The sequence below is a fragment of the Bacillus cereus group sp. MYBK79-1 genome (genome assembly GCF_051915365.1).
Classification (GTDB): domain Bacteria; phylum Bacillota; class Bacilli; order Bacillales; family Bacillaceae_G; genus Bacillus_A.
In genome coordinates this window covers 130,241-155,125 of sequence record NZ_JBQAEO010000007.1, presented here as the reverse complement: position 1 = coordinate 155,125, position 24,885 = coordinate 130,241, and the positions used below count along the sequence as shown (strand labels likewise).

Genomic DNA, 24,885 nt, shown 5'->3' with positions numbered 1-24,885 from the left:
ATCAATATTGAATATCTTACTTGTAGAATGTCCTTTTCTTGCAAAAAGTATGAATGTGAAAGAAAAGCTTTACACTACAGGAAAGACTACGTTATTATAATAAATTTAAAAGGAGGTATATTCTTCCTTTTGAAAAGAAGAGTGTAAACAAACGAAGGAAGTGAACGAATGAAATTGAAGAACACTCACTTAAAAAACATGCGGGAGTGGTTCAACAAGAGGAAGAAACTTCGTAATTCATTAATTGTATTAGGAAGTTTACTTGCTACTCTATTTATTGCTATAAATATAATAATTTCTATTCAAGACATATCTGAATTAAAACAAGCTGTTCCGCAACCAACCTTAATTTATGATGCAAATAATGAAGTTGCGACTAAATTAGCTTCTTCTAAAACAGAAGGTGTTAAAAGGAAAGATATTCCTGATATTATGGTACAGGCAATTGTTGCAGTAGAAGATAAGGAATTTTTTAACCATCACGGTATTTACTATAGTGGAATTATAAGTGCAGTTTTTAAAAATATTACAGCAGGAGAAGTTGTAGCAGGGGGAAGTACAATTACACAACAACTTGCGAAAAATGTATTTCTGACACAAGATCGCACATACTCTCGAAAAATAAAGGAATATTTTTTAACAAAAAAAATAGAGCGTACGTATACGAAAGATGAAATTATTGAAATGTATATGAATCAAATTTATTTTGGTGAAGGTGCTTGGGGGATAAAAAGGGCAGCTAAATCTTATTTTGATAAAGATGTAAAAGATTTAACAGTTTCAGAAGCTGCAACGATTGCAGGCTTGATTAAAGCGCCGTCTGCGTATTCGCCTTATAAAAACTTTAATAAGTCAATCGAACGACGTAATGTCGTATTAAGTTTAATGAAAGAGCAAGGATATATTTCTGACGAACAGTATAATAAAGAAAAAGAGAGCGGCCTTGTATTAAAACGTGGTGTGGATGATAAATACAAGGGGAAATACTCTCAATATGTAGACTATATTGTTAGGGAAGCGATGGACAAGTACGAATTAACACAAAATGAAATTTTAGCGGGTGGTTATCGTATTTATACAGAGCTTGATCCGAAAAAACAACAGGCTGTGGAAGACGTTGTGAATAATGAGAGCTATTTCAAAGATAATGGATCGGAACAGCTTATGCAAACGGGTGTAGTTCTTATGAATCCAAAAACAGGTGGTGTACCAGCTTTAGTTGGAGGTAGAGGTCCGTATCAGTTTTTACAGTTTAACCATGCAACCCAATTAAAAAGACAACCGGGCTCAACGTTAAAGCCTCTGGCTGTATATGTACCAGCGTTAGAGGAAGGGTATGAAGTATACGATATATTAAAAGATGAACCATTTAATATTAAAGAATATAAACCACAAAATAGTGATCATACTTTTCACGGTGATGTGACAATGTATGAAGCTGTGGCAAAGTCGTACAATGTGTCAGCAGTTTGGCTATTGGAGCAAATCGGATTAGATAAAGGATTGAAATCTTTAGAGCGATTTGGTATTCCATTAGTGCCAGAAGATCGTACGTATCCGATTGCTTTAGGCGGGATGCATGTGGGAACCTCTCCGTTTGTAATGGCTCAAGCGTATAGTACATTTGCAAATGACGGTGTTCAAGTGGAAGCTCATGCGATTAGGGAGATACAAAATGCTGAAGGTGAAACAATTGGAAAGTGGTATAAGAAAGAGACACGGGTGACGAGCGAGAAAATTGCTCAAAAGATGACATATTTATTAAAAGGTGTTGTTGAAAAGGGAACGGGCGAAAAGGCGAAAGTTTATAATGTTGATACGGCAGGTAAGACAGGAACTACTCAAATTGTAAATGGACCGAGCACTGGTGCAAAGGATTCATGGTTTGTTGGATACACACCAGATTTAGTAGGTGCGATTTGGGTAGGATATGATAAAACAGATAGTGATCATTATGTTCCGGGGGGAAGTCAAATTACGACGACAATGTTCCGGGATATTATGAAAAAAGCGAATGCCAATCCAGCTCAAAAAGCATTCCAGTTATCGCTCATATCTGAGGCTGATTATAAAAAACAATTGACTACAATAGAAGAGGAAAAACGAAGAAAAGAAGAAGAGAAGAGAAGGAAAGAGGAGGAACAACAGCGAAAACAAGAGCAACAAGAGTGGATTGATAAAGTGAAAGAATGGATTCCTTCATTTTGGTAAAAGAAAGAGGCGGATAACGAAATTCGCCTCTTTTTCGTATGAAAAACAATATGAAACTTTAAATGGTGGAGATTTTCCTCTACTCTTACTAGTTATTACTCGTTAAGTATAATGTTCGTACTGCCAAAGGATTTTGAATCATATGTGACGATTATCTTTCCTTTACTAATAGGTTCGTAAGGTAATTCTTCTTCGTAATTACCATTATTTTCATTGTGGATAGTGAGTATAATTTCATCAATTTCTTTATTTGTATACTGATCTTTAATCGTTTCAGCGATTTGAAGTAATGCTTCGGAATTAGAAGCTTTCGTAATGAGCATTCCTTTTATAACTTTTTTTTCATTATTTGTGGCATTGGAATAAGGGATGTTATTTTGTTTCGTATACAAAAGGTTGTATGGAACGGTTTTTCTCTCTGCTTTTGATATAGTGGAATATTTTAGAGTTAAAAAAAATCCTACACATAAAATAATGCATATCATAAGAGCAAACCAAATGCGTATTAGTGACATAACTCTCATTTTCATCCCTCTTTCATATCTTTGACTTCACTATTTATCATACAAAATGAGGATTAAGATAGAGTAAATTTGAGGTAAAGAAACGTAAAGAAGGAGCACTTATCCTCCCAAATAAGTGCTCCTTTCTATATAAAGAGAGATTTAATGCACGGTTAAACGATACATATTATTGTAAATATGCTTATTGAGTGGAAATTAGTAAATTCGGAATACTGATAGTGTTGCAGTTGTATCACCTGTGTTAGGAATAGAAATAGTATTTGCTGTAGGTTGTACAGAAATTGTTGTACCAGCTTGTAAAGTAACGATTGTAGAGAAAGAAACAGCACTACCGATAACCTTAGTTGAGAAATTACGAGTAGGTGGTTGACCGTTGAATGAAATTCCGAATCCAAACGGTGAAGATCCAGGGAAAGTTGTAGAAGCTGAGAAACTAATATCATATACGCCTGTTTCTAAAATTGTTAAAGTATCTGAAGTGTCGTTAAAAGAGATATTAGTTAATTCAAAAACTTGATTAAATTGGATGTTTGTTCCAGGGGATATAGTTTGTGGATTTGAGTTTCCGATTGCAGCGATCGTTACAGGAATTGGAGTACCCGCTGGTCCAGTTGCGCCAGTAGCACCTTGAGCCCCCGTAGCCCCTTGAGCGCCAGCTGGTCCTTGAGGTCCAGTAAGCACCTTGGGCATCCGCTGGACCTTGAGGCAGCCCCTCTGTTGCGCCTCCTCCAAGGCATCCTGATCCGTATTGAACTAGGATAGTTTGGATTTCTGTTATGAGTTTAACTAGTTTGTCGATTGTACAACAATCTACTTTGAATAACTTAGCGATATACAATAAATAATTGAGCAGGCTTTGTAGCTCAACGTACAATGCTCCGCATGAGAAGGGTATTGTTCTTAAAATAGTTAATAGATTAGCAATAATAGAATTTCCAATTTGTTTTTGTGCTGGAGATAAATCTAAACAATTGAGGAATTTTTGTAAGTTATTTAGGGCCGTGATTAAGTTATCGATATTATTTTGAGAAGGGTTTTGAAAGACAGCTTGAATAGCTTGGCCAAGAGTTTGAAGAAGTCTAATGAATTCTGTAAGTTCGGACTTAGAAATGTTAATATGACTACAAGCTCTGACTTCACAACAATCATTCCCATAAAATACTTTTCCTTTATTTCATAGAATCAATAGTCATTACTATATATTAAAATGAAATTTATACTAAATTCGTGATGGACAAACTACCATTTCTAAAAAAATAAGAAATGGGCCCACCTAGCAAAAAACTAAGTAAGATATAGAGAAGGTTTTATATAATGTAAAGAAAAAAAGTGCAACATAAAAAACTGCATGCCAATTGTTGAGAATGTTGAACAATTGGCATGCAGTTCGTGGGTTATTCCTTTATTCGCATGGATTTAATTTTTCAAGGGCTGTTTTAGGTAAGATTGGAATTGAAATAGTGAAAGTTGTCCCGTTTTCATTACTAGTCATTTTTAATGTCCCGTTATGATTTTGCATGATTTTCTTCGTTACTGACAAGCCCAGCCCTGTGCCTGAATCTTTTGTAGAGAAGAATGGATCAAAGATATATTCTTGAATGGCTGTGGGAATACCAATTCCATTATCAGTGAAAGTAATACGGACAAAATTATCTAGGCGATAACTACTGATTTGGATAGAAAGTTTTTTTTCGCCTTGCGCATCGACAGCGTTCTGAAATAAGTTTAAAAAAACTTGCACAAGTTCGTGACGATCGATATGGACTAATATATCATCTAATTCGGTAGAAAAATTATAATCAATTGAAATGTTGTGTAAAAAGACTTCACTAGCTAGTAACTGTTGAATATACTCCCGTAAAAATGTATTAATAGGAAACGGTTCCCTTGTAAATTCACGTGTTTTTGAAATAGATAAAAATTTTGTAATAATACTATTTGCACGATCTAATTCAGGGATAAGTAAGTTTTTAAATAATTCTTTATTAGATGGAGAAACACTTTCTTGTAAAAATTGTAAATAACCCCGTACGGTTGTAAGAGGATTACGTACTTCATGTGCAATACCAGCTGCGATTCGTCCTGCTAATGAAAATTTTTCTGCATCACGTTCTGTGTTTAAATAATGAAAGACACTAATAACTCTAAAAATCTCTCCGTTATAATCACGAATAATGCGGTTATTTATAATGCCATAGTTTTTGTCTAAAACTTCTTCATTATATATTTCTATGCCCGTTCTTAATGTTTCAAGAGCTTTAATTTTTTCTTCTGGTAATTGTAGCAATTGTTGAATTGGTTTTCCAATTATATCATTTCGTACTACACCAAAATCATCTGCTGCAACTTGATTACATAAAGTTATATTTCCTTTACTATCAACAAAGGTTACATGATGTGAAAAAGCATCAAAAATATGAACAAAGTATGTTTCAAGTTGTTCAAATAAAAATAATGAATCGCAAGTAAGTTGAAAATCATCCTCTTTATTTTCTTTTCGTATGTTTTGAATGGAATGAGTCGTTCTCGTTTTCTTTATTTGTAAACCAATATGTGGATTTTTGTATGTGAAATGATGTGGTAATTGTTTTACAAGTTCTTCATAAAAACGTACTTTATTTTCTAGTTCTTCTATTCGTTTTTCATGAGATACAATATCATCGTTTGGAAGCATAAATAAATAACCCCTCAATTTAAAAATTCTTCCATATAGTATATCATATTTTTATACGGATACTCTGAAAGAAGGGACTACTTAATGAAATTGATTAGTCGAAGTGTTCAGGAAGTGAGTAGAATGAATAGAAGATGAAGTGAAAAAGGGAGGGATATATTTGCTTTTCATTGGAGTAACAGGATGGGGAGATCATGATTCTTTATATATAGATCCCTATGAAAATAGAAATAAATTACGAACATATAGTGAGCATTTTCCTATTGTAGAAGTGGATAGTTCATTTTATGCGATGCAACCTGCACGAAATTATACAAAATGGGCAATGGAGACACCGAATGATTTTTCTTTTGTTGTAAAAGCGTATCAAGGGATGACGGGACATATGAAAGGTGAAATTCCTTTTTCTACGTTTGATGAAATGTTTGATGTGTATAAACAATCCATTCTTCCTTTAATAGAAGCTAGTAAATTAAAAACGATTTTATTTCAATATCCACCATGGTTTGATTGTAAAAAGAAAAATGTAGATTTTCTTCGATATACGAAAGAAAAAATGGAAGGTTTGCCATGTGCCATAGAATTTCGGAACCAAACATGGTTTTATCCGGAAATGAGAGATAAGACGCTACAGTTTTTGGAACAAGAGAAATGGATTCATACCATTTGTGATGAGCCGCAGGCCGGAATAGGTTCAGTACCGCTCGTATTAGAAGTAACGAATGCAGATATGGTGTTAATACGTTTTCATGGCCGAAATGTTCATGGTTGGCTTGATAAAGGAGAAAATTGGAGAGCGGTTCGTTGCTTATATCGCTACAACAATAAAGAATTAGAAGAATGGGTAGAAAGATTAGAGCAATTAAAAAAGAAGACAAAGAACATATATGTACTATTTAACAACAATTCAGGCGGAGATGCAGCGGATAATGCGAAACAGCTTATGAAAATGATGAACATTACATATGGTGAGCCGAAGCCTGAGCAATTAAATTTGTTTGAATGATAATAAATAAGAAAGGCACTGTACAAACAGGGGGAATGTACAGTGCCTTTCTATATGAAAAAGAGGGGTAACAATGTTACTGAGCGTTTGGTTGATTCATCAATTGTTGGCTTCGTAATAAATGATAATGGTTATCATTATCATTGTCAATGGTTTTTCGGAAAATAAATAAAAAACTTTTTATGAGACATTAACGGTAGGGAGATTCGAAATAAAAGGTTTGGATGAAGCGAGGAAGTTTTTATCAGAGATCTTTTGATAAAGTACAAAAAAAGAACAGCAATTAATGCTGTTCTTTTCCAGTGACGAATTGTTGTAAATCAAAAGGAGTTATCGCTTGGATAAACTCTTTTGAGATAAGTGTTTGAACTAGAGTACTCTCAGAAATAGAAGCACCTGTTTTCTTTTCATAAGCTTGTTTTAATAAATCAAGTTTTTCAGCCGTTTCTTTCGGTAATTCAATTGTTAATGTGTTCATAATTTCTCCCCCTTACTATTAGAGTACCACTACAATATAGGAGAGACAAGGGAAGAGAATGTGAAACATAAAAAAGGTTACCATTTATAAAATGGTAACCTTTTTTATGTATAAGAGTTATTAAGCAATACCGATATACTTTAAAGTTTTTGATGGAGTACTATGATCAAAGAAGTGTTGTAAAAATGCGATGTCAACACCTGATTTGTATGCACAATATCCCCAAGTTTTTCGAAGTGTATGTGAGCTAATCCCTTCTAATCCAACTTCTTTTGCAGCTTTGTTTAAAATGTACCATGCATGTTGTCTCGTAATAGATTTTGTTCCTTTTTGAGACTTTAATAATGGTTCATTACGTTTCCAAGTTTTACGTTCTTTCATGTAGTCTTCGATTGCGTGCTGTAAGTCTTCATTAACAGCAAACCATTTATGTTTCTTTACTTTTTCATTGTAAAATAAAATGGAATGGCGAACATTTTCATTTTCATCGATTACATCACTAACTTTTAATTGTAAGATTTCACTTACTTTTAAGCCAGAATTTACAGCTAATACGAATAATAAGCCATCACGTTTCGAAGATTGTAAAAGTATATTTTTGATAGTTTCTAATTGTTTTTCATTTTGAATAGGTTGTCCTGCTTGTTTCATTTCACGCACTCTCCTCTTTTATATGTGTAAAGGAAAGGATTAACTTGTTTCTTACTATAAAGGGAGAGTGTGAATTTCATGTGAACTCCTAGTGAAATTAAGACAAATTATTTGACTTCTTTTACTTTTTGTAAATTAAAGTAGAATACAACACTATTAGTTGTGTTATATACACCGTACTCCGCATGGTGAAGGTCTAAAATGTTTTTTACAATTGATAATCCGAGACCAGTACCACCAGTATGACGGCTACGGGATGCATCTAAACGGTAGAAACGATCCCAAATTTTTTCAAGACTTTCTTCTGGGATAGGGTTTCCTGTGTTTTCGATTTGTATTTTTACTGTATCTTCCATTGTTATAACGGAAACTTGTATTTTTTCTCCTTCTGGCGTATAGCGAATGGCATTGCTAAGTAAGTTCACAACCACTTGCTCAATACGACTACGATTCGCTTTTACAAATATAGACGAGTCTACATCTATGTTCACTTGTAAATGCTTTTCTTCCATGCTAAATAATAACTTTGTATAGACTTGTTGAATTAATTCACCGATGGAGAATGTCGTCATATCTAGTTTGTACGTACCTGATTCTAATTTTGCTAATTCTAACATTTCAACAATAAGTCTGTTCATATTTTCTGTTTCTTCTAAAATAACATCTGTGTAATACGTCGTATCTTTACTAACACCATCTTTAATTCCTTCTGCGAAACTTCTAATTACACTGAGTGGTGTTTTTAATTCGTGTGATACACCAGAAATGAATTCTTTTCGCGTTTTCTCTAATTGACGTTCACGTTCAATATCTTGTTGTAGTTTTGTGTTTGCAACATTTAACCGATCGATTCGGTCTTTTAAGTTTACAGATAACGTATTGATACTACCGGAAAGTCCGCCAATTTCATCGTCTGCTGTTACAGGTAATTTCTCGCTAAAATCAAAATTGGCCATTTTCTTTGTAACGCGATTAATTTTAATTAATGGTTTCACAATGATTTTTGAGTAGTAGAAGGATAACAAAATAATTACGAGAAATACGATGATTAAGGCATAAACATAATAATCTTTCAAAACGAGCATCGCTTCATTAACAGGTTGCAAGGATGCTATCGCAAAAGCATATTCTGTAATCTCTCCATTTTTTATAATAGGTTTTACAAAGATACTATTCTTTATATTCTCCCCGCTATCTATTATATAAGTGTTTAATTGCTGCGAGTTAGCAGTGCCATTTCTAATAAGCTCTGCAAAATATTGAACGGCTTGTAATGTTTCAATATCATTTGCAAGACGAACCTCGGCTTTCGATGGAAGCTGTAGCTTAGATATAGTACCAGTAAACTCAATTTGAGTAACAGTTTTGTATCGGTTTGTAAGTCTATTTTTAGAAGGGTTACCATTAATAGATGAAAAATCTGAATTGGTATATTCGTTTTGCCAACGATTATAATTTGTTGTCAATTTTATTGGTGTTATTGTTTTGTTTTGTAGCAAACCGACGACGTTTATCACATCGTCTTTTTTCAATCCTAAGTTTTCGAATTTCTTATATTCTTCGGGTGTTAAAAGATTATTAAGCGGAATGGAATATGTTTCATGATTTTTAGGATTAAATACATCAATGTAGTAATTGTTGTCGCTTTTAATAATGCCATTCGTATTTAAAAATTGCATGTCAGCATTTGTTTTATCATGAAATTCTTGTTTTAGTTTTCTAACTTCCTCAGGATCTTTTTCGCTTTTTTCATAATTAGCTACGAATTTTTCAAAAGCAGTTTGAACTGTTTTTACTTTTTTATTAATATAAAATTTCTCTAAAAATAGAGATTGTCCTAAGAAAAAAAGGAGGAATATGATTGTAAATAATGTCGATGTTAATAAAAATAGTTTAAAGACGATACTTCTGTTTTTCACTGCGTCACCTCTTGTGAGAAATACTGTAAATGATTTCTTTATTATAACAAACGATACAAAAAAGTAGAGGGGAAAATCTGTCTCTTCTGAAAGTAGTTTTTAATAAAAAGTCACATAAAAAGAACTCGACAGACGTATGACGAGTTCTTTAATGTATTATTGTTGAATTGCTGCATCTAAAGCGATTTCAATCATTTCGTTAAATGTAGTTTGACGCTCTTCAGATGTTGTTTCTTCACCAGTGAAGATGTGATCGCTTACTGTTAATACAGATAACGCATTTACACCGTATTTCGCTGCTAATGTGTAAAGAGCAGTTGTTTCCATTTCTACTGCTAGTACACCGTACTCTCCAAGTTTTTTAACCATGTCCATGCTTTCGCGGTAAAATACATCTGCTGTTAAAACATTACCAACACGAACGTGTAAGCCTTTTTCAGTTCCAGCATCGTAAGCTTTCTTTAAAAGGTCAAAGTTTGCAGCTGGTGCAAAATCGAAACCTGGGAATGTTAAACGGTTCATATTAGAATCTGTACAAGCTGTCATTGCAATAATAACGTCACGTACTTTTACGTCTTTTTGAATCGCACCGCAAGTTCCAACGCGAATTAAATTTTTAACTCCGTAGCTTTGGATTAATTCGTTTACATAAATAGAAATAGAAGGAACACCCATACCTGTACCTTGAACAGATACACGTTTTCCTTTATAAGTTCCAGTGAAACCTAACATACCACGCACGTTATTATAGCACGTAACGTCCTCTAGAAATGTTTCCGCAATATATTTTGCACGTAATGGATCACCAGGTAATAGGATAGATTCAGCAATTTCGCCTTGTTTTGCTTCAATATGTACACTCATGAAAAGTCCTCCTTATAATGTATTGATAGAAATCAATATCATTTGCATTATACACTACGAATCCTTTTAATTAAAATCTTTTTATCCTTTTCGGCAAGAAGACTCCATCTGATTTGTGTTACGGGTGAAACCCAACAATTCAGGTGGAGATGAATTGCCGTCAGTCAATAAGGCTGAACTTTTTTGTTTCGCTTATAACAATTTTCCCAGGGGGAATGTTTGTTTCTTTTTGTCTTACAATATGTCGGAAATAAGGAGGGAATATATCTTAAGATAACGAAATTGGATAATTATAATCGTTTTGTTACTTGCACCAAAAGGAATGAATAAGTTAATTCTTTAAGAAAGGTGGTGAAAACAATGGCTAAAAAGAAAGCAGTGAAAGTATTACGGAAACAAAAGAAAAGAGAAACGCTGCGACGTTTCACGCAGAAGCAAAATATCGGACGAGCTTGCCTGACTGCACAAGAATTTCGTTTACTTCAGCGCATGTCACATAGTTCAAAAGCGTTGCGAAATGTTGGGTTGTATACCATTAAACAAAGTTACTTGAACCATAATAAAATAGCTACTGTAAAAGAAGTGGACACTGCCATGCAAACCGATATGAATTACTGGGGCATGCAATCCAACTCTGTTCAAGCGATTCGTAGAGCCTTATATGCAGAAGTGAAGAGCTTTTTTAAAGCAATGGAACAGTGGAAGAAAAATCCTGAGAAGTTCACAGGGCGTCCTAAGTTTCCGAATTATTCTCGTTCCACTGACAAACGAATCATTGAAATCTATCAAGTTCCAAAAGTGGACGAGAACGGGTATTGGACGATACCGATGAATGTCGCATTTAGAAAAAAATTCGGTTCCATTAAAATACGTATGCCGAAAAACGTAAGAAATAAAAAAATCTCCTACATTGAGATTGTACCGAAGCAAAAAGGTCGGTTCTTTGAGGTGCATTATACATATGAAATGCACGTTTCTCAAATGAAGCAACAATCCACGACTACGAGTAACGCTTTGAGTTGCGATTTAGGTGTAGATAGATTAGTAAGTTGCGTAACCAATACAGGTGATGCCTTCTTAATTGATGGAAAAAAACTAAAATCCATAAATCAATACTTCAACAAAATGATATGTAACCTCCAACAGAAAAATATGGACAATGGAATTTCAAAACGTATTGTAACGAATAGAATGGCCGCACTTTGGCATAAACGAGAAAGACAAATAAACGGTTACATTGCACAAACGGTAGGCCTATTGTTCAAAAAAGTGAAAGAATTCGATATAGATACGATTGTTGTAGGGTATAACGTTGGTTGGAAACAAAACTCTCATATGGGGAAAAAGAATAATCAAAAGTTTGTTCAAATCCCGTTCCATAAACTGATTGCAGCAATTGAGAATAAATGTATAAAAGAAGGTATCCGATTTTTCAAACAAGAAGAAAGCTATACTTCAAAAGCCAGTTTCCTAGACAAAGATCCGGTTCCAGTTTGGTCTAAGGATAATAGAGCCCAATATTATTTTAGCGGCAAACGAATCACTCGTGGTCTGTATCAAAGTAAAGCAGGAACATGTATTCATGCGGATATTAATGGTGCGCTGAATACATTGCAAAAATCACAAGTTGTAGAATTGGATGGCAATCTCAAAGTAAAAACGCCGATTCTATTAGAAGTGCAAAAACGTAAGGCTGTTGCTTCGCGCATAGCTTAGTGGGTGTGTCAACCATCCATGTGTACCCGACTTGTCGGGGCTTGTAGTACACGCCAGATTCATCTGAGTGGTGGCTTCTTTCATAAGGAAGAACTGCTCTTTTTCGAAAGGGTGGTGCAAGTGGGAAAACGATAGTTCGTTGCCAGTACCAACCAAAAACATACTTGGGGTGTTACCATAAGGTAGCATGGATGCTAGAGCGTCAACTGTCTAGCGATAGATGAAAAGACCTAGTGTTCTAACTCAAGCCCCCACTGAAATGTTTTATCTCAGTGGGGGTAGTTGACTATTTGTAATATGTGCAAAACAGGAGGATTTCATAAATCACAATCTAGAATATATATGTAAGAAGTTTTGTATGAACAGAGACAATAAAAATGGTAGGTGATGTTTTGAAAAATCTCGTCATTGGACTTGTTGCTTTGTTATTTATTGTAGTAGGTGGATTTTACATAAAAAAGTATCAAGAAACTACAGAGACTGTAGGTGATGTTCAGGAAGTAAAATGGGATGTGTCAAATGGAAAAGGAAATGAGAAAGTAGATATTTCGTTTCAATTACTAAATAATAAAAATAACGAAGTTCGTGGTGTAAATGATCAAATTCGGGCAGTTATTGTGGACGGACAATTAAAGCATGTACAACAAATGAAACCTACATTTGCAGGGAATGGATCATATAAAGTATCTTCCAAAATAGCGAAAGATGAAAGATATACAATGTTTTTATATGAAGACAAAAACAAGTCGGTGAAATCATTTTCGAAGAAAGATTTTGGGAGAGAAGTAGAGGAGAAAAATAAGAAGAAAGTCAAATTTCCAATCGATAGTGTACTTACAAAAAAAATAGGGGAGTATGAAGTTTCTCTTTTATTTGGTGCATTACATCCGAATGAACCAGCGACGTTAACATTTCAATTCCAAGCGAAAAAGGGTGAGAAATTGAAATTACATTCAGAGAGAGGAGAAGTGGAGGCGCTCTATATCGTGGACGAAACGAGAGAAAATTTTTTATACGCAATACCTGTTGATACAGATGAGCAATTACAATATCGCATTACATTCCCTGCTGAAGGAACGTATAAAATATGGGGAGATTTCTATATAAATGGTAAGAAATATGAAAAAGAATTTATTGTACAAGTTCAAAAAAGAAAAAACAGCTAAATGTTTAGCCGTTTTTTCTTTTTCCTATTAATTTTGTTACAGAGAGCATTGTAATTGGTAAAGAATGATTCTTTCTAAATGCTAAATATTTACCGCTCCATGCTGGTTTGTATTTTTCTTTAAAATGTCGTAACCCGCTGAAACTATACGTATAACGAACATTATTAAAGATGGCAGCAGCAACTCGTTCAGACCAGAAAGACTGTGTCGATAAACCTACATTTGAAAGTGGTGCCATACCAATATTAAAGGAATGGTATTCATTTTCTTTTGCCCACTGGAATAGGTGGATGAAAATTGCATCCATAATGCCGCTAGGTGCATCTGGATAATATCGCATTAAATCAACAGACAACGATCCGTCTTGATATACGGGCATAAAAGTTGTAAATGCGATGATTTTTCCATCCGCATCAGATAATGTAGCAATAGGTGCGCGGCTAATATATTCACGGTCAAAGTATCCGAGTGAAAAACCTTTCTCTTTTTTTCCGCCGAGCCACGCATCTGAAACTTTTCTTAACTCTTCAAATAACTCGTTTGAGAACGGTGGCTGGTGAATAGAGAATGTATAGCCTTCTCTTTCAAAACGGTTGAAAGTCGCTCGCATACCGGCCCGTTTTTTCCCCGTTATTGTAAATGTATTCAAATCAACGACAGCTTCTTCGCCAAGCTTAAAGAAGTTGTAACCAAAATCATGATATAAACTCATCCATTTACTTTCTATTTGGTAGAATACACAAATGTAGCCAAATCGATCAGCCTCAGCTAAAAATTCTTGTAACACAGTACGATAGGAGGAAGGATCCCCAATTGGATCACCTAGTACAACGAGACGTTTTCCAGTTATAGAGAAGAGAAGGAGCGCTTTCCCATCACTACTGAAGAAGAATTGTTTATCTCCTAAAAATCCTAAATGACTAAGTACATTTCCATCATGTTCATCTAAAAAGTTTTGCAATCTTTTATCATTAGCTGGTTGCCCGGGAAATTCATTTCGATAACGATTAGCAATGAGTGAACCAATCAGTAAAAATGTAGGAACGAAAAAGGCAGCTGCTAATGCACTTCGTTTCACTTGCGTAATATTACGAACGACAAAATCAGGTTTAAAAGCTTCTTTTGCACCTGCAAATAAAATACCTAAGTTTTTATATAAATATAAAGTTATGAGTAAGAATATAAAAACTTTTACCATATCAGAAAGGGAGACTTCCATTTTCTCGCGTACAAATCTTTTACGAAGCATATATAATACAGCGAGTACGATTAATAAAATAAACGTCTCTTCAATATCAATCCCTTTTAGCGTATTAAAGATGGCTGCTCCTATTAAAGAAATAATCGTCATATAGTAAGAACGCTTTGTTCCATAATATATGCCTCGTGAAAGGATCAGGAGGAGAATACCGAATGTTAGTGATAAGCTAAAAGAAAATTGAATAAGATGTTTTGGAGCTAGAATATGTAAGGCGTGTGCTCGGTTTATACTTGTCGGTAGAATGGTCGATAAAATAACCATTAAGCCAGCAAATACTGTTAAAGCAGCAGATGCCCAAGAACCTAATTTTCCTAGAAAGTCACGCTGCAAAGTCCATATAACACCAGTCGTTTCTAATGCAGGCGCAATAAAAGGTTTATCTTCAAACTTTTTAATGGCCACGCCTGTCATTTCAAAAGCTGCAAAAATAAGACCAAGGCAGAAAGGTAAAATGTAATAGACGAGGCGATATAGTAACATAGCAGGTAGTAATACGCCTGTATCAATGCCATACTGTCCGAGCCCAGTTAAAAAGACGAGATCAAATGAACCAAGTCCACCAGGCACAAGACTAACAACACCAGCTAAAGCAGCAATTACATACACACCTAAAAACTTTTGAAATTCGATATCGATGCCAAATAATATTAATATGACGTACATAACAATACCAGCAGATATCCACTCGACTAATGAAACTAATGAGTATAATACAGTTGGGTTTTTCTCTTCTTCTCCTTCTTCTAGTCCTTCGGTTTGCTTTGTTTTTCTATTTTTTAGTTTAGAAAAGCCGATATATATAGGGACGAAAAGAGCGAAAAAGATAAGAACAGGCCATAGCCACGGTTTTTCATGCAAAATAAAACTTGTGTCTAATATTCCGATAAGTCCGAGGAATGAAAGAATAGCTAATCCGTTAATAAAAGCGGTTGTCATCCAAGCGATACTTTTAATAAGTTTTCCATTTTCTTTTATGTATGGACGATAAAGCATTGTGCGTACACCAGCTCCAACGAGACCACCAAATCCGATAAATCCATTTAAAGTATTAGCAATCCATGAGATGCGGAAAATCTTTTGGACGGGTATATCAGCTTTTAAATAACGAAGCATAACATAGTCATAAAAGAACATTGTTGATACGGCAAATGCACCAAGTGTAATTGCTAAAAAGACTCCTCCGGTTGGAATGTTTTTAATTGTATTGATTGCTTCTAAAAAAGAAATGCCTGCTAATTCTTTTTTTGCTTGAAAGAATACAATTGTTAATACAACAAATGGGAAGATAATTTTCCCGATTTGTAAGAAACGTTTCCATGAAAACGACATAAATACAACTCTCCTTGTATAAGAAAACTGAGACAATAATATTATTATGACAAACTTCAAGAAAAATAAAAAGGTAAATTCCTGTATAAGGAAGCTATTTTTTATGATGGTTATATTTAAAAGAGTATTTCGTTTGTCAGAAAATTAAGTTAAAATGAATTGGAAGAAGGAAGAGAGGGGAAGTAGATGATTATAATAGGTTATGCGGGGTATGAGCTAGAGAAAGCAAAACCTAATACATCAGAAGATTTTTTTAATAGATCTGAAGTGAAATATATATTAAATGATAAAGAAAGAATCTTTTCCGTTTTATACGTTCGGTATTTTGAAGAAGTTTTACAAGAAATTACTCCTTTTGAAGGAAATCCAGTATGTAAAGTAGAAGAACAAGACATATATTTGCGGGATATTGTAGCGATATGTTGTTTACTGAAAGAGAATAAGCTTCGCATGCAAAAACGTTTGTATTTAAATAATATAGAAGAATTCCAACAATATTTTGATGCGGGAACAGTGGTGAAAGTACAAGAAATATTGGCTGAATTACATAAAAATAAAAGAGTAGAAATAGCGTGAAATGGCAAAGGAGAGGGAAAAATGTCTAATCTAATGGTTGAAAATCAAACAGAACAAGTTTCTATGTTTTTAGAAGATGTTATTACTTTGATAACCAATTATGTAAATTATCATACGTTGCCTTCTTTATTAGAAGAGACACCAGCAGGGAATGAACAATATTATAAAGGGTTATTAGCGTCAATAAGACGTCTTCTCGTTTTTTGTGAAGAAGGACATGATGCATGTTTTGTTTTGTTAAATAGCCATCCATTTCGAAAAACAGCAGCTGAAAAGATTCTATATAAAATTTATCATCAAGTAATAGCTGAGTTTTTTTCACCAAAGAATGATCATTGGTACGAAAATAGTCGATCTGCTTATACAGGGAAAAACTCCATCGTTTTTCAACAAACGCCACCTGCATCTATAGAGCAAGTGATGAAGAGTTTAGAAGGTAAATTTCAATTGATGCGTGAAGAACTAGAATATTATGAGACGGATTATCAAACAAAGATGTTACACAAATATTAATGGCGAAAAAGGAGCTAAGGGGAATTAGCTTCTTTTCCTTTTGTACAGTTATATAAGGGATTTCCTTTGAATATATTTAAGGGGATAGCATTAAGGAGGTGTAACATGAGTCAGCAAGGTGTATTTACAGATTACTTTCATGAAGTAGAAAGCTGGTGTGAAAGTGTTCTTCATGTATTAGATAGTCGTGCAATGGAAGTGTATGATGTCCATATGCTTGCTTATAAAATTCAAACGTTATTAGACCGTATGAAAGAGCATGAGTATGATACAGATGCAGAGTTTATGTATGAAATAAGTGATGATGTAGAGCATATTCAACATCATTTGCAGGAAGTGTTCGTGCAGGGAGAAGAGGAATATGAACTATATGAAAGAGGGGATAGTGAACGAGCTGTTCCAATTGGAGGACACACACTTCCACCATTATCTTATCCGTATAATGCGTTAGAACCGTATATTTCTAGAGAAATTATGATGTTACACCATGATAAACATCATCGTAGTTACGTGGAAGGATTAAATAAAGCAGAAAAGATGATGGAAGAAGCGAGAAAAACGAATCAATTTGATTTAATTAAGCATTGGGAAAGAGAAGCGGCGTTTCATGGATCAGGTCATTACTTACACACGATATTTTGGAATAACATGAAAAAAGATGGTGGCGGAAGTCCAAGAGGGGCTCTTTCACAACAAATTGAACAAGATTTTGGGAGTTTTTTACGTTTTCAAAAACATTTCACAGAAGCAGCTTCTAAAGTGGAAGGATCAGGATGGGCGATTCTCGTTTGGGTGCCACGATCTGGAAGGTTAGAAATTTTGCAGAGTACACTTCATCAATTATTTACACAATGGGATACGATACCGCTCCTCGTACTAGACGTGTGGGAACATGCGTATTATTTACAATATCAAAATCGAAAAGATGAATATATTAAAAACTGGTGGAATGTTGTCAATTGGCCTGATGTGGAAAAAAGATTTGAAAGTGCGAAACAAATTGAATGGACACCGTATTAGACGCAGGCTCTCTGCGTCTTTTTTATTGGAATGTGAGGGATATTTCGTTCATATTTTAAAAGGCCAAGCATACACTTGTACAAAAAGTGCCAAAAGGACGTGGGGGGAAATATGAGACGAATTTGTGTAATAATCACGCTTCTTATTATGTACGCAAGTGTTATGCCAATTCCTACATATGCAAAGATGAACAGTAATGTCAGTGCTCGAAATGCTGTATTAATGGAGCAACAGTCAGGTCGTGTATTATACGGAAAAGCAGAACATGAGCCACAAAAGATTGCTAGTATAACAAAAATTATGACTGCCTTGTTAGCTGCTGAATCAGGCAAAATGAAAGAAATGGTATCGGTTAGTAATGAAGCAGTAAGAGTAGAAGGTTCAGCAATTTATTTAAAGCCTGGACAGAAAGTGAAGTTAGAGGATTTAGTATACGGACTCATGCTTAGATCTGGTAATGATGCAGCCCAAGTAATTGCTGAAAATGTAGGAGGGAGTATAGAAGGGTTCGTATATTTAATGAATGAAAAGGCGAAACAAATTGGAATGAAAGATACGCACTTTTCAAACCCACATGGCTTGGATGGAGATGGATCTCATTATTCGTCTGCTTATGATATGGCACTTTTAACGAAGTATGCAATGGGGAACGAAACCTTTAAGAAGATTTTTGGGACAAAAACTTATAAATCAGATTCGTGGGATTATCCGTGGAAAAACAAACATAAACTCGTGACGTCGTATTATGAATTTGCAACAGGAGGAAAAACAGGTTTTACGAAGAAAGCAGGACGGACGCTTGTTACCACAGCATCAAAAGATGGACTAGATCTAATCGTTGTAACTTTGAGCGCTTCTAGTGATTGGGATGATCATATGAATTTATTTGATAAAGGTTTTGAACGTTTCAAGCAAACGAACGTTATAGGACAAGGAGCTCTTGCTGAAATAACTGAAAAGAAATATGCCAATCATGTATATACGAAAAATAGTTTTGCGGTGCCGTTAACTGAGCAGGAAAGAAAGGATGTCGTATTAAAAGTTGAACTCAATAAAAGTGCAAAACTTAAAGATGGGGTAAAGGTTGGGAAGACAGAAATTTATGTTGGCAATGAGAGAGTTGGAGAACGGAATTTATTTTATAGTAAACGAAAGTTAGTAGCTACGACGGGAATGTATTGGAATAATGTGAAAGAAATCTTTTCTCATATGATAGGTGTTGGGAGCGATGGTTAATCTCGTATGGGTAGCGATGGCGGTCATAGGGATTGTTTATGCCATGATAAACGGAACGATGGAAGAAATAAATAAAGCTGTATTTGACGGGGCAAAAGATGCAGTAACAATTTGTATAGGACTCATTAGTGTTTTAGTATTTTGGCTCGGTTTAATGAAAATTGCAGAGGAAGCAGGGTTGTTAAAAAAGTTAGTGTCATTTTTTATGCCAATAGTAAAAAGGTTGTTTCCAGAAATACCGAAAGATCATCCGTCAATGGGATTTATTTTATCGAATATGATGGCGAACTTTTTTGGATTAGGTAATGCAGCGACTCCTCTTGGTATTAAAGCGATGGAACAATTGAAAGAGTTAAATGGAGGGAAGGATTCGGCAAGCCGTTCTATGGTGACGTTTCTCGCGTTAAATACATCAGCAATTACTTTAATTCCTACAACCGTGATTTCGATTCGAATGACGTATGAATCAGCAAATCCTACTGAAATTGTTGGGGTAACATTCATTGCACAAGTACTCTCTATGATCGGAGCGATTTGGATTGACCGCTATTTTTACCGAAGAAGGAGTAGGAAGGGGCGGAAAAAATGAGCATTGTAAATACAATTTCATTATGGGTAATCCCTTGTGTAATTGGTTTTATCCTTTTATATGGAACGATCAAGAAAGTGCCAACCTATGAATCGTTTGTTGAGGGAGGAAAAGAAGGAATTCAAATTGCGATCTCCATTTTACCGTTTATGGTTGGGATGCTCGTATCTATTTCTATATTTCGAGCTTCAGGTGCATTAGATGCAATGATATCAGTAATGAAGCCGATGTTAGATTTAATTCATGTCCCAGCAGAAATTGTTCCGCTAGCACTTATACGCCCTATCTCAGGCTCTGCTGGTTTAAGTATTACGACCGATTTAATTGCCACATATGGGCCAGACTCGTTTATTGGAAGGCTAGCTTCTACGATGCAAGGAAGTACAGATACAACTTTTTATATTTTAACAGTATACTTCGGAGCCGTTGGAATTAGAAAAATGGGAGATGCATTAAAAGTAGGACTTTTTGCCGATTTAATCGGAATTATTTGTTCAATTGTGTTTGTTTCTTTATTGTTTCAGTAATGCTATTCATTTTTTATGCTATTTTGCTTATAATACGTATACGACCACTATTAAGTTGTTGCTTAATAGTGGTTTTTTTATGCGGTAATTTTGACAAAATGATGAACTTTTATTGTGAGAAATATGAAAAAGGTGGACAATAATAAAAGGTAAAAACATGATTTGACCTTTATATGTTTATTATCATCGCTATGTTGTTTAAGTGAGATGAAGCGAAAAGCCGTCAAGTGTATGCGGTTGCCAAGTCTTTCTAATGTAAGGTAAGATAAATTCGAGGTGAAAAAAAGAAATGGAACGATTACAAAAAGTGATTGCGCAAGCAGGTATTGCATCGAGAAGAAAGGCTGAGGAATTAATTCAGCAAGGAAAAGTAAAAGTGAATGGAAAAATAGTAAAGGAGTTAGGAACGAAAGTAACTCCTCAAGATAAAGTAGAAGTAAATAACATCCCTCTTGAAAAAGAAGAACCTGTTTATTTTTTACTATATAAACCAACTGGCGTAATTTCAAGTGTATCAGATGATAAAGGAAGAAGTGTTGTAACAGACTTTTTCCCTGAAATTAGACAACGTTTATTCCCAATCGGACGCTTAGATTATGATACGTCTGGCGTATTATTGATGACAAATGATGGGGAATTTGCAAATGTATTAATGCATCCGAGATATAAAGTTGAAAAAACATATGTTGCAAAAATTAAAGGGCCATTAACAGGTGAGAAAATTCGCATGTTAGAACGAGGTGTTGCATTAGAAGATGGGAAAACAGCACCAGCACAAGTGAAAATTATTTCTTGGGACAAGCGTAAAGAAACGGCGATTGTACAATTAACGATTCATGAAGGACGTAATCGTCAAGTACGCCGCATGTTTGAAGCGTTAGATTGTAAAGTAGTGAAACTAAAGCGTGAACGCTACGCCTTTTTAGAAGTGGGTAGCTTGCGACCTGGTGATGCGAGAGAATTGTCACCACATGAGGTGAAACAATTACGTGCATTGGCTTCTACAAAGCCGCGCTAATCGATAGTGTGAAACTTTCACCAGTGGAATGCTCCGCTGGTGATTTATTAAAAATACATATATTTATCACTCGTCGAAGAGAGGGGAGACAATATGAAAAAAAATCGCTTATTATTTCGCGTTATTATTCTGCTCATTTTAAGCGGTGCTGTAGGATTTACACTTTATCAAGGATTCTTTGCTGATAAAGAGAAAATGCAAATTGGAAAAGAAGCACCTAACTTTGTTGTGACAGATTTAGAAGGAAAGAAAATTGAACTAAAAGATTTAAAGGGAAAAGGTGTATTTTTAAACTTTTGGGGCACTTGGTGTAAACCTTGTGAGAAAGAAATGCCTTATATGAACGAATTATATCCAAAGTATAAAGAAAAAGGCGTAGAAATCATTGCGTTAGATGCAGATGAAACAGATATTGCTGTTAAGAACTTTGTGAAACAATATGATTTGAAATTCCCGGTTGCCATTGATAAAGGAACAAAAATCATAAGCACATATGGGGTAGGGCCATTACCGACAAGCTTCTTGATTGATAAAAATGGAATAGTAGTGGAACAAATTATAGGTGAACAAACGAAAGAACAGTTAGAAGGATATTTAAAGAAAATTACTCCCTAATAAAGAAAGCCTTTACATAGGAGGTGCTTACCTATAGTACCTTCGGTTTAAAAATTCTGAGTATTATGGTAACTTAAGGTTAGAATATACAATAGTACACATAGATACAAGGCGGTGAGAGTGTTGAAAGAAATTAAGTGTGAATGTGGACATGTGAATCCAATAGGAACTGTTTTTTGTGAAGCTTGCGGGAAACCGTTTGAAAGCAATGAAAATATAAAACTATTGGATATGCGCTATGAGGGGAGTGCTCGAAGATCTCTCACGCAAACAAAAACGATAGTCGATAAAATTTGGAGCTTTTTCTCTTCTGTAAAAGTGGGTGTATGGCTCATTGTAATTACTTTAGCTGCATCGGCGATTGGAACTATTTTTCCGCAAGAAATGTACATAACTCCAGGGGTTGCACCCGCTGAATATTATAAGCAAGAATACGGATTTTTAGGGCAATTATACTATCAATTAGGATTTAATAATTTATATGGTTCATGGTGGTATATGATTTTAATTGCTTCAATTGGTATTTCACTTGTGATATGTAGCTTAGACCGTGTCATTCCGCTTTATAAAGCTTTAAAGAAGCAAGGTGTGAAAAGACACCCTAGCTTTTTAAAGAGACAAAGGTTATACGGCACTGGTACACCGCAAGATGGTGATTTGGAAAGAGTCCAAATGAATTTAAAGAAAACGAACTATAATGTGAAAGTGGAAGACGGTAACATTTTAGCTGAAAAGGGACGGTTTTCACGCTGGGGTCCATATGTGAATCATATTGGTCTCATTATCTTTTTATTCGGTGCAATGCTCCGTTTTTTACCGAGTATGTACGTAGACGAAGCACTTTGGTTACGTGATGGAGAAACGAAAGAAATACCAGGAACGGATGGTCAATACTATTTAAAAAACGAGAAATTTATAAAGGAAGTTTATGATAAAAGTAAGGACAAGGAAGTTTTTGATGAAGCAATTGACCGTGTAGGTGATAAAATGATTGCGAAAAACTTCCAAACCAATGCTGTATTGTATAAAGCGGTCGGCGAAAATATAGCAGGACAAAAGCCGAAATTAGAAAAAGTAAAAGAAGCGGAAATTCGAGTAAATGAACCGCTGAAATTTGATCAATTTGCTGTATATCAAGTGGATTACAAAGAAAGTGAATTTAAAAGTATGTCATTCCATTTGCAAAATAAAGAAAATAACCAAAAGTGGGGACCAATCAAAGTTGATTTAACGAATCCTACAGAAAAATTCGATTTAGGAAATGGTTATTCTTTAGAACTATTAAGCTATTTCCCTGATTTTTATTTTGACGAGAATGGAAGACCAAATACGAAAACGAAATTGCCAAACAACCCTGCATTTGTGTTTAAAATGTTTACGCCTGAAACACCAGACGGTGAAGTGAGTTTTGTTGGTATTCAGCAAAATATAGAACCAGACGGGAATAACAAATATAAAATGTCATTTGCAGGTGTGGAAATGCAAAATGCAACAGCACTTACTATAAGGAAAGATTTAACGCTTTGGATTCTTGGTATTGGAGGATTTATATTTATGGTTGGTGTCATTCAAGGGATGTATTGGAATCATCGCCGTATTTGGATACAACGCGTTAATGATGAATGGTGGATTGCAGGACATACGAATAAAAATTGGTTCGGTTTAAAGAAAGATATTGAAAGAGTACTAGAAGGTACAGCAATTCCGCAACCAAGCGATAAAATAGTGGATAAAAAAATTAGTTAAGGTGGGGAAACGATATGGTGCAAATAAGTAGTAACTTTCTCTTTACCGCATTTATTTTATATTTAATTGCCACTCTATTTTTCGGGGGAGCAATTAAAGAAAAGGGTCATAAATGGGCAAATGTAGGAATAACGATTACAATTTTAGGATTTATTGCACAAACAGTATATTTTGTTACAAGATGGATTGCATCAGGACATGCACCAGTTAGTAACTTTTTTGAATTCGGTACATTTTTCGGCATGATGCTTGTCGGGGCATTTATTGTCATGTATTTTATGTATCGCGTAAGTATAATTGGACTCTTTGCATTACCAGTTGCGCTTTTATTAATTGCCTATGCAAGTATGTTTCCGAGGGAGATATCTCCGCTTATTCCTTCTTTAAAAAGTAATTGGCTACATATTCACGTGACGACTGCAGCAGCAGGACAAGCAATTTTAGCAATTAGTTTTATTACGGGCGTTATGTATTTATTGAAAAATGTAGATCAATCAACGAGAAGCAAACGTACATTTTGGCTAGAAACGGTCGTGTTCACACTTGTTTGTACAGTTGGTTTTATTGGAGTGACAACGGTATTTTCTAGTATGAAATATGAAGCGAAGTTTCAATGGATTGATAAAAATGAACAACAAGTGGAAATGAAGTACAACCTTCCGGCTTTAGTGGGACCGCACGAAGGAAAGTTATTGACAGAAAATAAATTAGAGCCGACAGTTGAAGTTCCAGCGATTGTAAATGCAAAAAAATTAAATACTGTAATTTGGTCAGTGTTAGTTGGAACGTTACTATATATCGTATTAAGACTTGTTTTACGGAAACGAGTATCGGCAGCACTTCAGCCGTTAGTAAAGAATACAAATAGTGATTTACTAGATGAAATCGGATATCGATCTATTGCAATTGGATTCCCAGTGTTTACATTAGGAGCTTTAGTCTTTGCGATGATTTGGGCACAAATAGCGTGGACGCGTTTTTGGGGCTGGGATCCAAAAGAGGTTTGGGCGCTTATTACTTGGCTCTTTTATGCGGCGGTATTACATTTACGCTTATCAAAAGGGTGGCACGGAGAGAAGTCAGCGTGGTTAGCGGTAATTGGTTTTGCAATCATTATGTTTAACTTTATTGTAGTAAACTTAATTATCGCGGGTTTACATTCATACGCATAGAGAAATAAAATAGGAGAGTGAATGTCACTTTCCTATTTTATTTTTGTCAACTTTTCTTCTTTTTTGAGAAAAAC

General features: G+C 34.9%; 21 protein-coding genes and 1 pseudogene. 14 read left to right on the top strand and 8 right to left on the bottom strand.

Going from position 1 to position 24,885, the window contains the following annotated elements:
- Nucleotides 1–168: 168 nt before the first annotated feature.
- Nucleotides 169–2,211, top strand: coding sequence for a transglycosylase domain-containing protein (locus ACTFOB_RS14125; protein WP_440025218.1), 2,043 nt, complete (start codon nt 169–171; stop codon nt 2,209–2,211).
- Nucleotides 2,212–2,306: 95 nt separating this feature from the next.
- Here the strand turns inward: ACTFOB_RS14125 and ACTFOB_RS14120 are convergent, their stop codons facing one another.
- The 3 genes and pseudogenes from ACTFOB_RS14120 to ACTFOB_RS14110 form a co-directional block, all read right to left on the bottom strand.
- Complete coding sequence (locus ACTFOB_RS14120) at nt 2,307–2,735, bottom strand: hypothetical protein (RefSeq protein ID WP_440025217.1); 429 nt, start codon at nt 2,733–2,735, stop codon at nt 2,307–2,309.
- A gap of 195 nt (nt 2,736–2,930) precedes the next feature.
- Nucleotides 2,931–3,909 (bottom strand): annotated as a pseudogene (locus ACTFOB_RS14115) (Gly-Xaa-Xaa repeat protein); the annotation flags it as partial.
- Between the two features lie 228 nt (nt 3,910–4,137).
- Complete coding sequence (locus ACTFOB_RS14110; protein ID WP_440025216.1) at nt 4,138–5,409, bottom strand: ATP-binding protein; 1,272 nt, start codon at nt 5,407–5,409, stop codon at nt 4,138–4,140.
- 160 nt (nt 5,410–5,569) lie between these two features.
- On the opposite strand from ACTFOB_RS14110, the gene ACTFOB_RS14105 reads away from it, so the two are divergent.
- Nucleotides 5,570–6,415 (top strand): DUF72 domain-containing protein, encoded by an 846-nt coding sequence (locus ACTFOB_RS14105; RefSeq protein ID WP_440025215.1) that lies wholly within the window; start codon nt 5,570–5,572, stop codon nt 6,413–6,415.
- A gap of 283 nt (nt 6,416–6,698) precedes the next feature.
- Here the strand turns inward: ACTFOB_RS14105 and ACTFOB_RS14100 are convergent, their stop codons facing one another.
- The 4 genes from ACTFOB_RS14100 to deoD form a co-directional block, all read right to left on the bottom strand.
- Nucleotides 6,699–6,893, bottom strand: coding sequence for a DUF3924 domain-containing protein (locus ACTFOB_RS14100; RefSeq protein ID WP_001094861.1), 195 nt, complete (start codon nt 6,891–6,893; stop codon nt 6,699–6,701).
- Between the two features lie 120 nt (nt 6,894–7,013).
- Nucleotides 7,014–7,544, bottom strand: a complete 531-nt coding sequence (locus tag ACTFOB_RS14095; protein WP_000806236.1) for a tyrosine-type recombinase/integrase — start codon at nt 7,542–7,544, stop codon at nt 7,014–7,016.
- A 107-nt stretch (nt 7,545–7,651) separates the two neighbouring features.
- A complete protein-coding gene (locus tag ACTFOB_RS14090) occupies nt 7,652–9,463 on the bottom strand; it encodes an ATP-binding protein (protein WP_440025213.1) in 1,812 nt (603 codons plus the stop codon).
- Nucleotides 9,464–9,619: 156 nt separating this feature from the next.
- Nucleotides 9,620–10,327 (bottom strand): purine-nucleoside phosphorylase, encoded by a 708-nt coding sequence (gene deoD, locus ACTFOB_RS14085; RefSeq protein ID WP_000110708.1) that lies wholly within the window; start codon nt 10,325–10,327, stop codon nt 9,620–9,622.
- A gap of 360 nt (nt 10,328–10,687) precedes the next feature.
- On the opposite strand from deoD, the gene ACTFOB_RS14080 reads away from it, so the two are divergent.
- Nucleotides 10,688–12,043, top strand: coding sequence for an RNA-guided endonuclease TnpB family protein (locus ACTFOB_RS14080; protein WP_440025212.1), 1,356 nt, complete (start codon nt 10,688–10,690; stop codon nt 12,041–12,043).
- A 377-nt stretch (nt 12,044–12,420) separates the two neighbouring features.
- Nucleotides 12,421–13,209: a hypothetical protein gene (locus ACTFOB_RS14075; RefSeq protein ID WP_440025210.1), complete on the top strand. Its 789-nt coding sequence runs from the start codon at nt 12,421–12,423 to the stop codon at nt 13,207–13,209.
- 4 nt (nt 13,210–13,213) lie between these two features.
- Here ACTFOB_RS14075 and mprF read toward each other — a convergent pair whose 3' ends face one another.
- Complete coding sequence (gene mprF / locus ACTFOB_RS14070) at nt 13,214–15,799, bottom strand: bifunctional lysylphosphatidylglycerol flippase/synthetase MprF (RefSeq protein ID WP_440025208.1); 2,586 nt, start codon at nt 15,797–15,799, stop codon at nt 13,214–13,216.
- Between the two features lie 186 nt (nt 15,800–15,985).
- On the opposite strand from mprF, the gene ACTFOB_RS14065 reads away from it, so the two are divergent.
- The 10 genes from ACTFOB_RS14065 (at nt 15,986) to resC (ending at nt 24,811) form a co-directional block, all read left to right on the top strand.
- Nucleotides 15,986–16,375, top strand: coding sequence for a hypothetical protein (locus tag ACTFOB_RS14065; protein ID WP_440025207.1), 390 nt, complete (start codon nt 15,986–15,988; stop codon nt 16,373–16,375).
- A 21-nt stretch (nt 16,376–16,396) separates the two neighbouring features.
- A complete protein-coding gene (locus ACTFOB_RS14060) occupies nt 16,397–16,888 on the top strand; it encodes a YpuI family protein (RefSeq protein WP_440025206.1) in 492 nt (163 codons plus the stop codon).
- A 105-nt stretch (nt 16,889–16,993) separates the two neighbouring features.
- A complete protein-coding gene (locus ACTFOB_RS14055) occupies nt 16,994–17,908 on the top strand; it encodes a superoxide dismutase (RefSeq protein ID WP_151631099.1) in 915 nt (304 codons plus the stop codon).
- Nucleotides 17,909–18,019: 111 nt separating this feature from the next.
- Nucleotides 18,020–19,144: a D-alanyl-D-alanine carboxypeptidase DacB gene (gene dacB / locus ACTFOB_RS14050; RefSeq protein WP_440025204.1), complete on the top strand. Its 1,125-nt coding sequence runs from the start codon at nt 18,020–18,022 to the stop codon at nt 19,142–19,144.
- Entirely contained in the window at nt 19,137–19,733 is a 597-nt protein-coding gene (gene spmA, locus ACTFOB_RS14045) for a spore maturation protein SpmA (protein ID WP_151631097.1), read from the top strand. Before dacB ends, spmA begins: the two co-directional genes overlap by 8 nt.
- Nucleotides 19,730–20,260 carry a spore maturation protein SpmB gene (spmB, locus tag ACTFOB_RS14040; protein ID WP_000029510.1) on the top strand — a complete coding sequence of 177 codons (531 nt, stop codon included), beginning with the start codon at nt 19,730–19,732 and terminating at the stop codon, nt 20,258–20,260. The genes spmA and spmB overlap by 4 nt, the downstream gene beginning before the upstream one ends.
- 289 nt (nt 20,261–20,549) lie before the next feature.
- Nucleotides 20,550–21,278 carry a 23S rRNA pseudouridine(2605) synthase RluB gene (gene rluB / locus ACTFOB_RS14035; RefSeq protein ID WP_000440552.1) on the top strand — a complete coding sequence of 243 codons (729 nt, stop codon included), beginning with the start codon at nt 20,550–20,552 and terminating at the stop codon, nt 21,276–21,278.
- A gap of 93 nt (nt 21,279–21,371) precedes the next feature.
- Nucleotides 21,372–21,893 (top strand): thiol-disulfide oxidoreductase ResA, encoded by a 522-nt coding sequence (gene resA / locus ACTFOB_RS14030; RefSeq protein ID WP_151631096.1) that lies wholly within the window; start codon nt 21,372–21,374, stop codon nt 21,891–21,893.
- Nucleotides 21,894–22,013: 120 nt separating this feature from the next.
- Nucleotides 22,014–23,639, top strand: a complete 1,626-nt coding sequence (gene resB / locus ACTFOB_RS14025) for a cytochrome c biogenesis protein ResB (protein WP_440025202.1) — start codon at nt 22,014–22,016, stop codon at nt 23,637–23,639.
- 14 nt (nt 23,640–23,653) lie between these two features.
- Complete coding sequence (gene resC / locus ACTFOB_RS14020) at nt 23,654–24,811, top strand: cytochrome c biogenesis protein ResC (protein ID WP_151631094.1); 1,158 nt, start codon at nt 23,654–23,656, stop codon at nt 24,809–24,811.
- Nucleotides 24,812–24,885 lie beyond the last annotated feature (74 nt).

Bases quoted from the DNA above. Each gene is read 5' to 3' on its own strand.
- ACTFOB_RS14125 (WP_440025218.1), top strand. From the start codon at position 169: ATGAAATTGAAGAACACTCACTTAAAAAACATGCGGGAGTGGTTCAAC.
- ACTFOB_RS14120 (WP_440025217.1), bottom strand. From the start codon at position 2,735: ATGAGAGTTATGTCACTAATACGCATTTGGTTTGCTCTTATGATATGC.
- ACTFOB_RS14110 (WP_440025216.1), bottom strand. From the start codon at position 5,409: ATGCTTCCAAACGATGATATTGTATCTCATGAAAAACGAATAGAAGAA.
- ACTFOB_RS14100 (WP_001094861.1), bottom strand. From the start codon at position 6,893: ATGAACACATTAACAATTGAATTACCGAAAGAAACGGCTGAAAAACTT.
- ACTFOB_RS14095 (WP_000806236.1), bottom strand. From the start codon at position 7,544: ATGAAACAAGCAGGACAACCTATTCAAAATGAAAAACAATTAGAAACT.
- deoD (WP_000110708.1), bottom strand. From the start codon at position 10,327: ATGAGTGTACATATTGAAGCAAAACAAGGCGAAATTGCTGAATCTATC.
- ACTFOB_RS14080 (WP_440025212.1), top strand. From the start codon at position 10,688: ATGGCTAAAAAGAAAGCAGTGAAAGTATTACGGAAACAAAAGAAAAGA.
- ACTFOB_RS14075 (WP_440025210.1), top strand. From the start codon at position 12,421: ATGGTAGGTGATGTTTTGAAAAATCTCGTCATTGGACTTGTTGCTTTG.
- mprF (WP_440025208.1), bottom strand. From the start codon at position 15,799: ATGTCGTTTTCATGGAAACGTTTCTTACAAATCGGGAAAATTATCTTC.
- ACTFOB_RS14065 (WP_440025207.1), top strand. From the start codon at position 15,986: ATGATTATAATAGGTTATGCGGGGTATGAGCTAGAGAAAGCAAAACCT.
- ACTFOB_RS14060 (WP_440025206.1), top strand. From the start codon at position 16,397: ATGTCTAATCTAATGGTTGAAAATCAAACAGAACAAGTTTCTATGTTT.
- ACTFOB_RS14055 (WP_151631099.1), top strand. From the start codon at position 16,994: ATGAGTCAGCAAGGTGTATTTACAGATTACTTTCATGAAGTAGAAAGC.
- dacB (WP_440025204.1), top strand. From the start codon at position 18,020: ATGAGACGAATTTGTGTAATAATCACGCTTCTTATTATGTACGCAAGT.
- spmA (WP_151631097.1), top strand. From the start codon at position 19,137: ATGGTTAATCTCGTATGGGTAGCGATGGCGGTCATAGGGATTGTTTAT.
- spmB (WP_000029510.1), top strand. From the start codon at position 19,730: ATGAGCATTGTAAATACAATTTCATTATGGGTAATCCCTTGTGTAATT.
- rluB (WP_000440552.1), top strand. From the start codon at position 20,550: ATGGAACGATTACAAAAAGTGATTGCGCAAGCAGGTATTGCATCGAGA.
- resA (WP_151631096.1), top strand. From the start codon at position 21,372: ATGAAAAAAAATCGCTTATTATTTCGCGTTATTATTCTGCTCATTTTA.
- resC (WP_151631094.1), top strand. From the start codon at position 23,654: ATGGTGCAAATAAGTAGTAACTTTCTCTTTACCGCATTTATTTTATAT.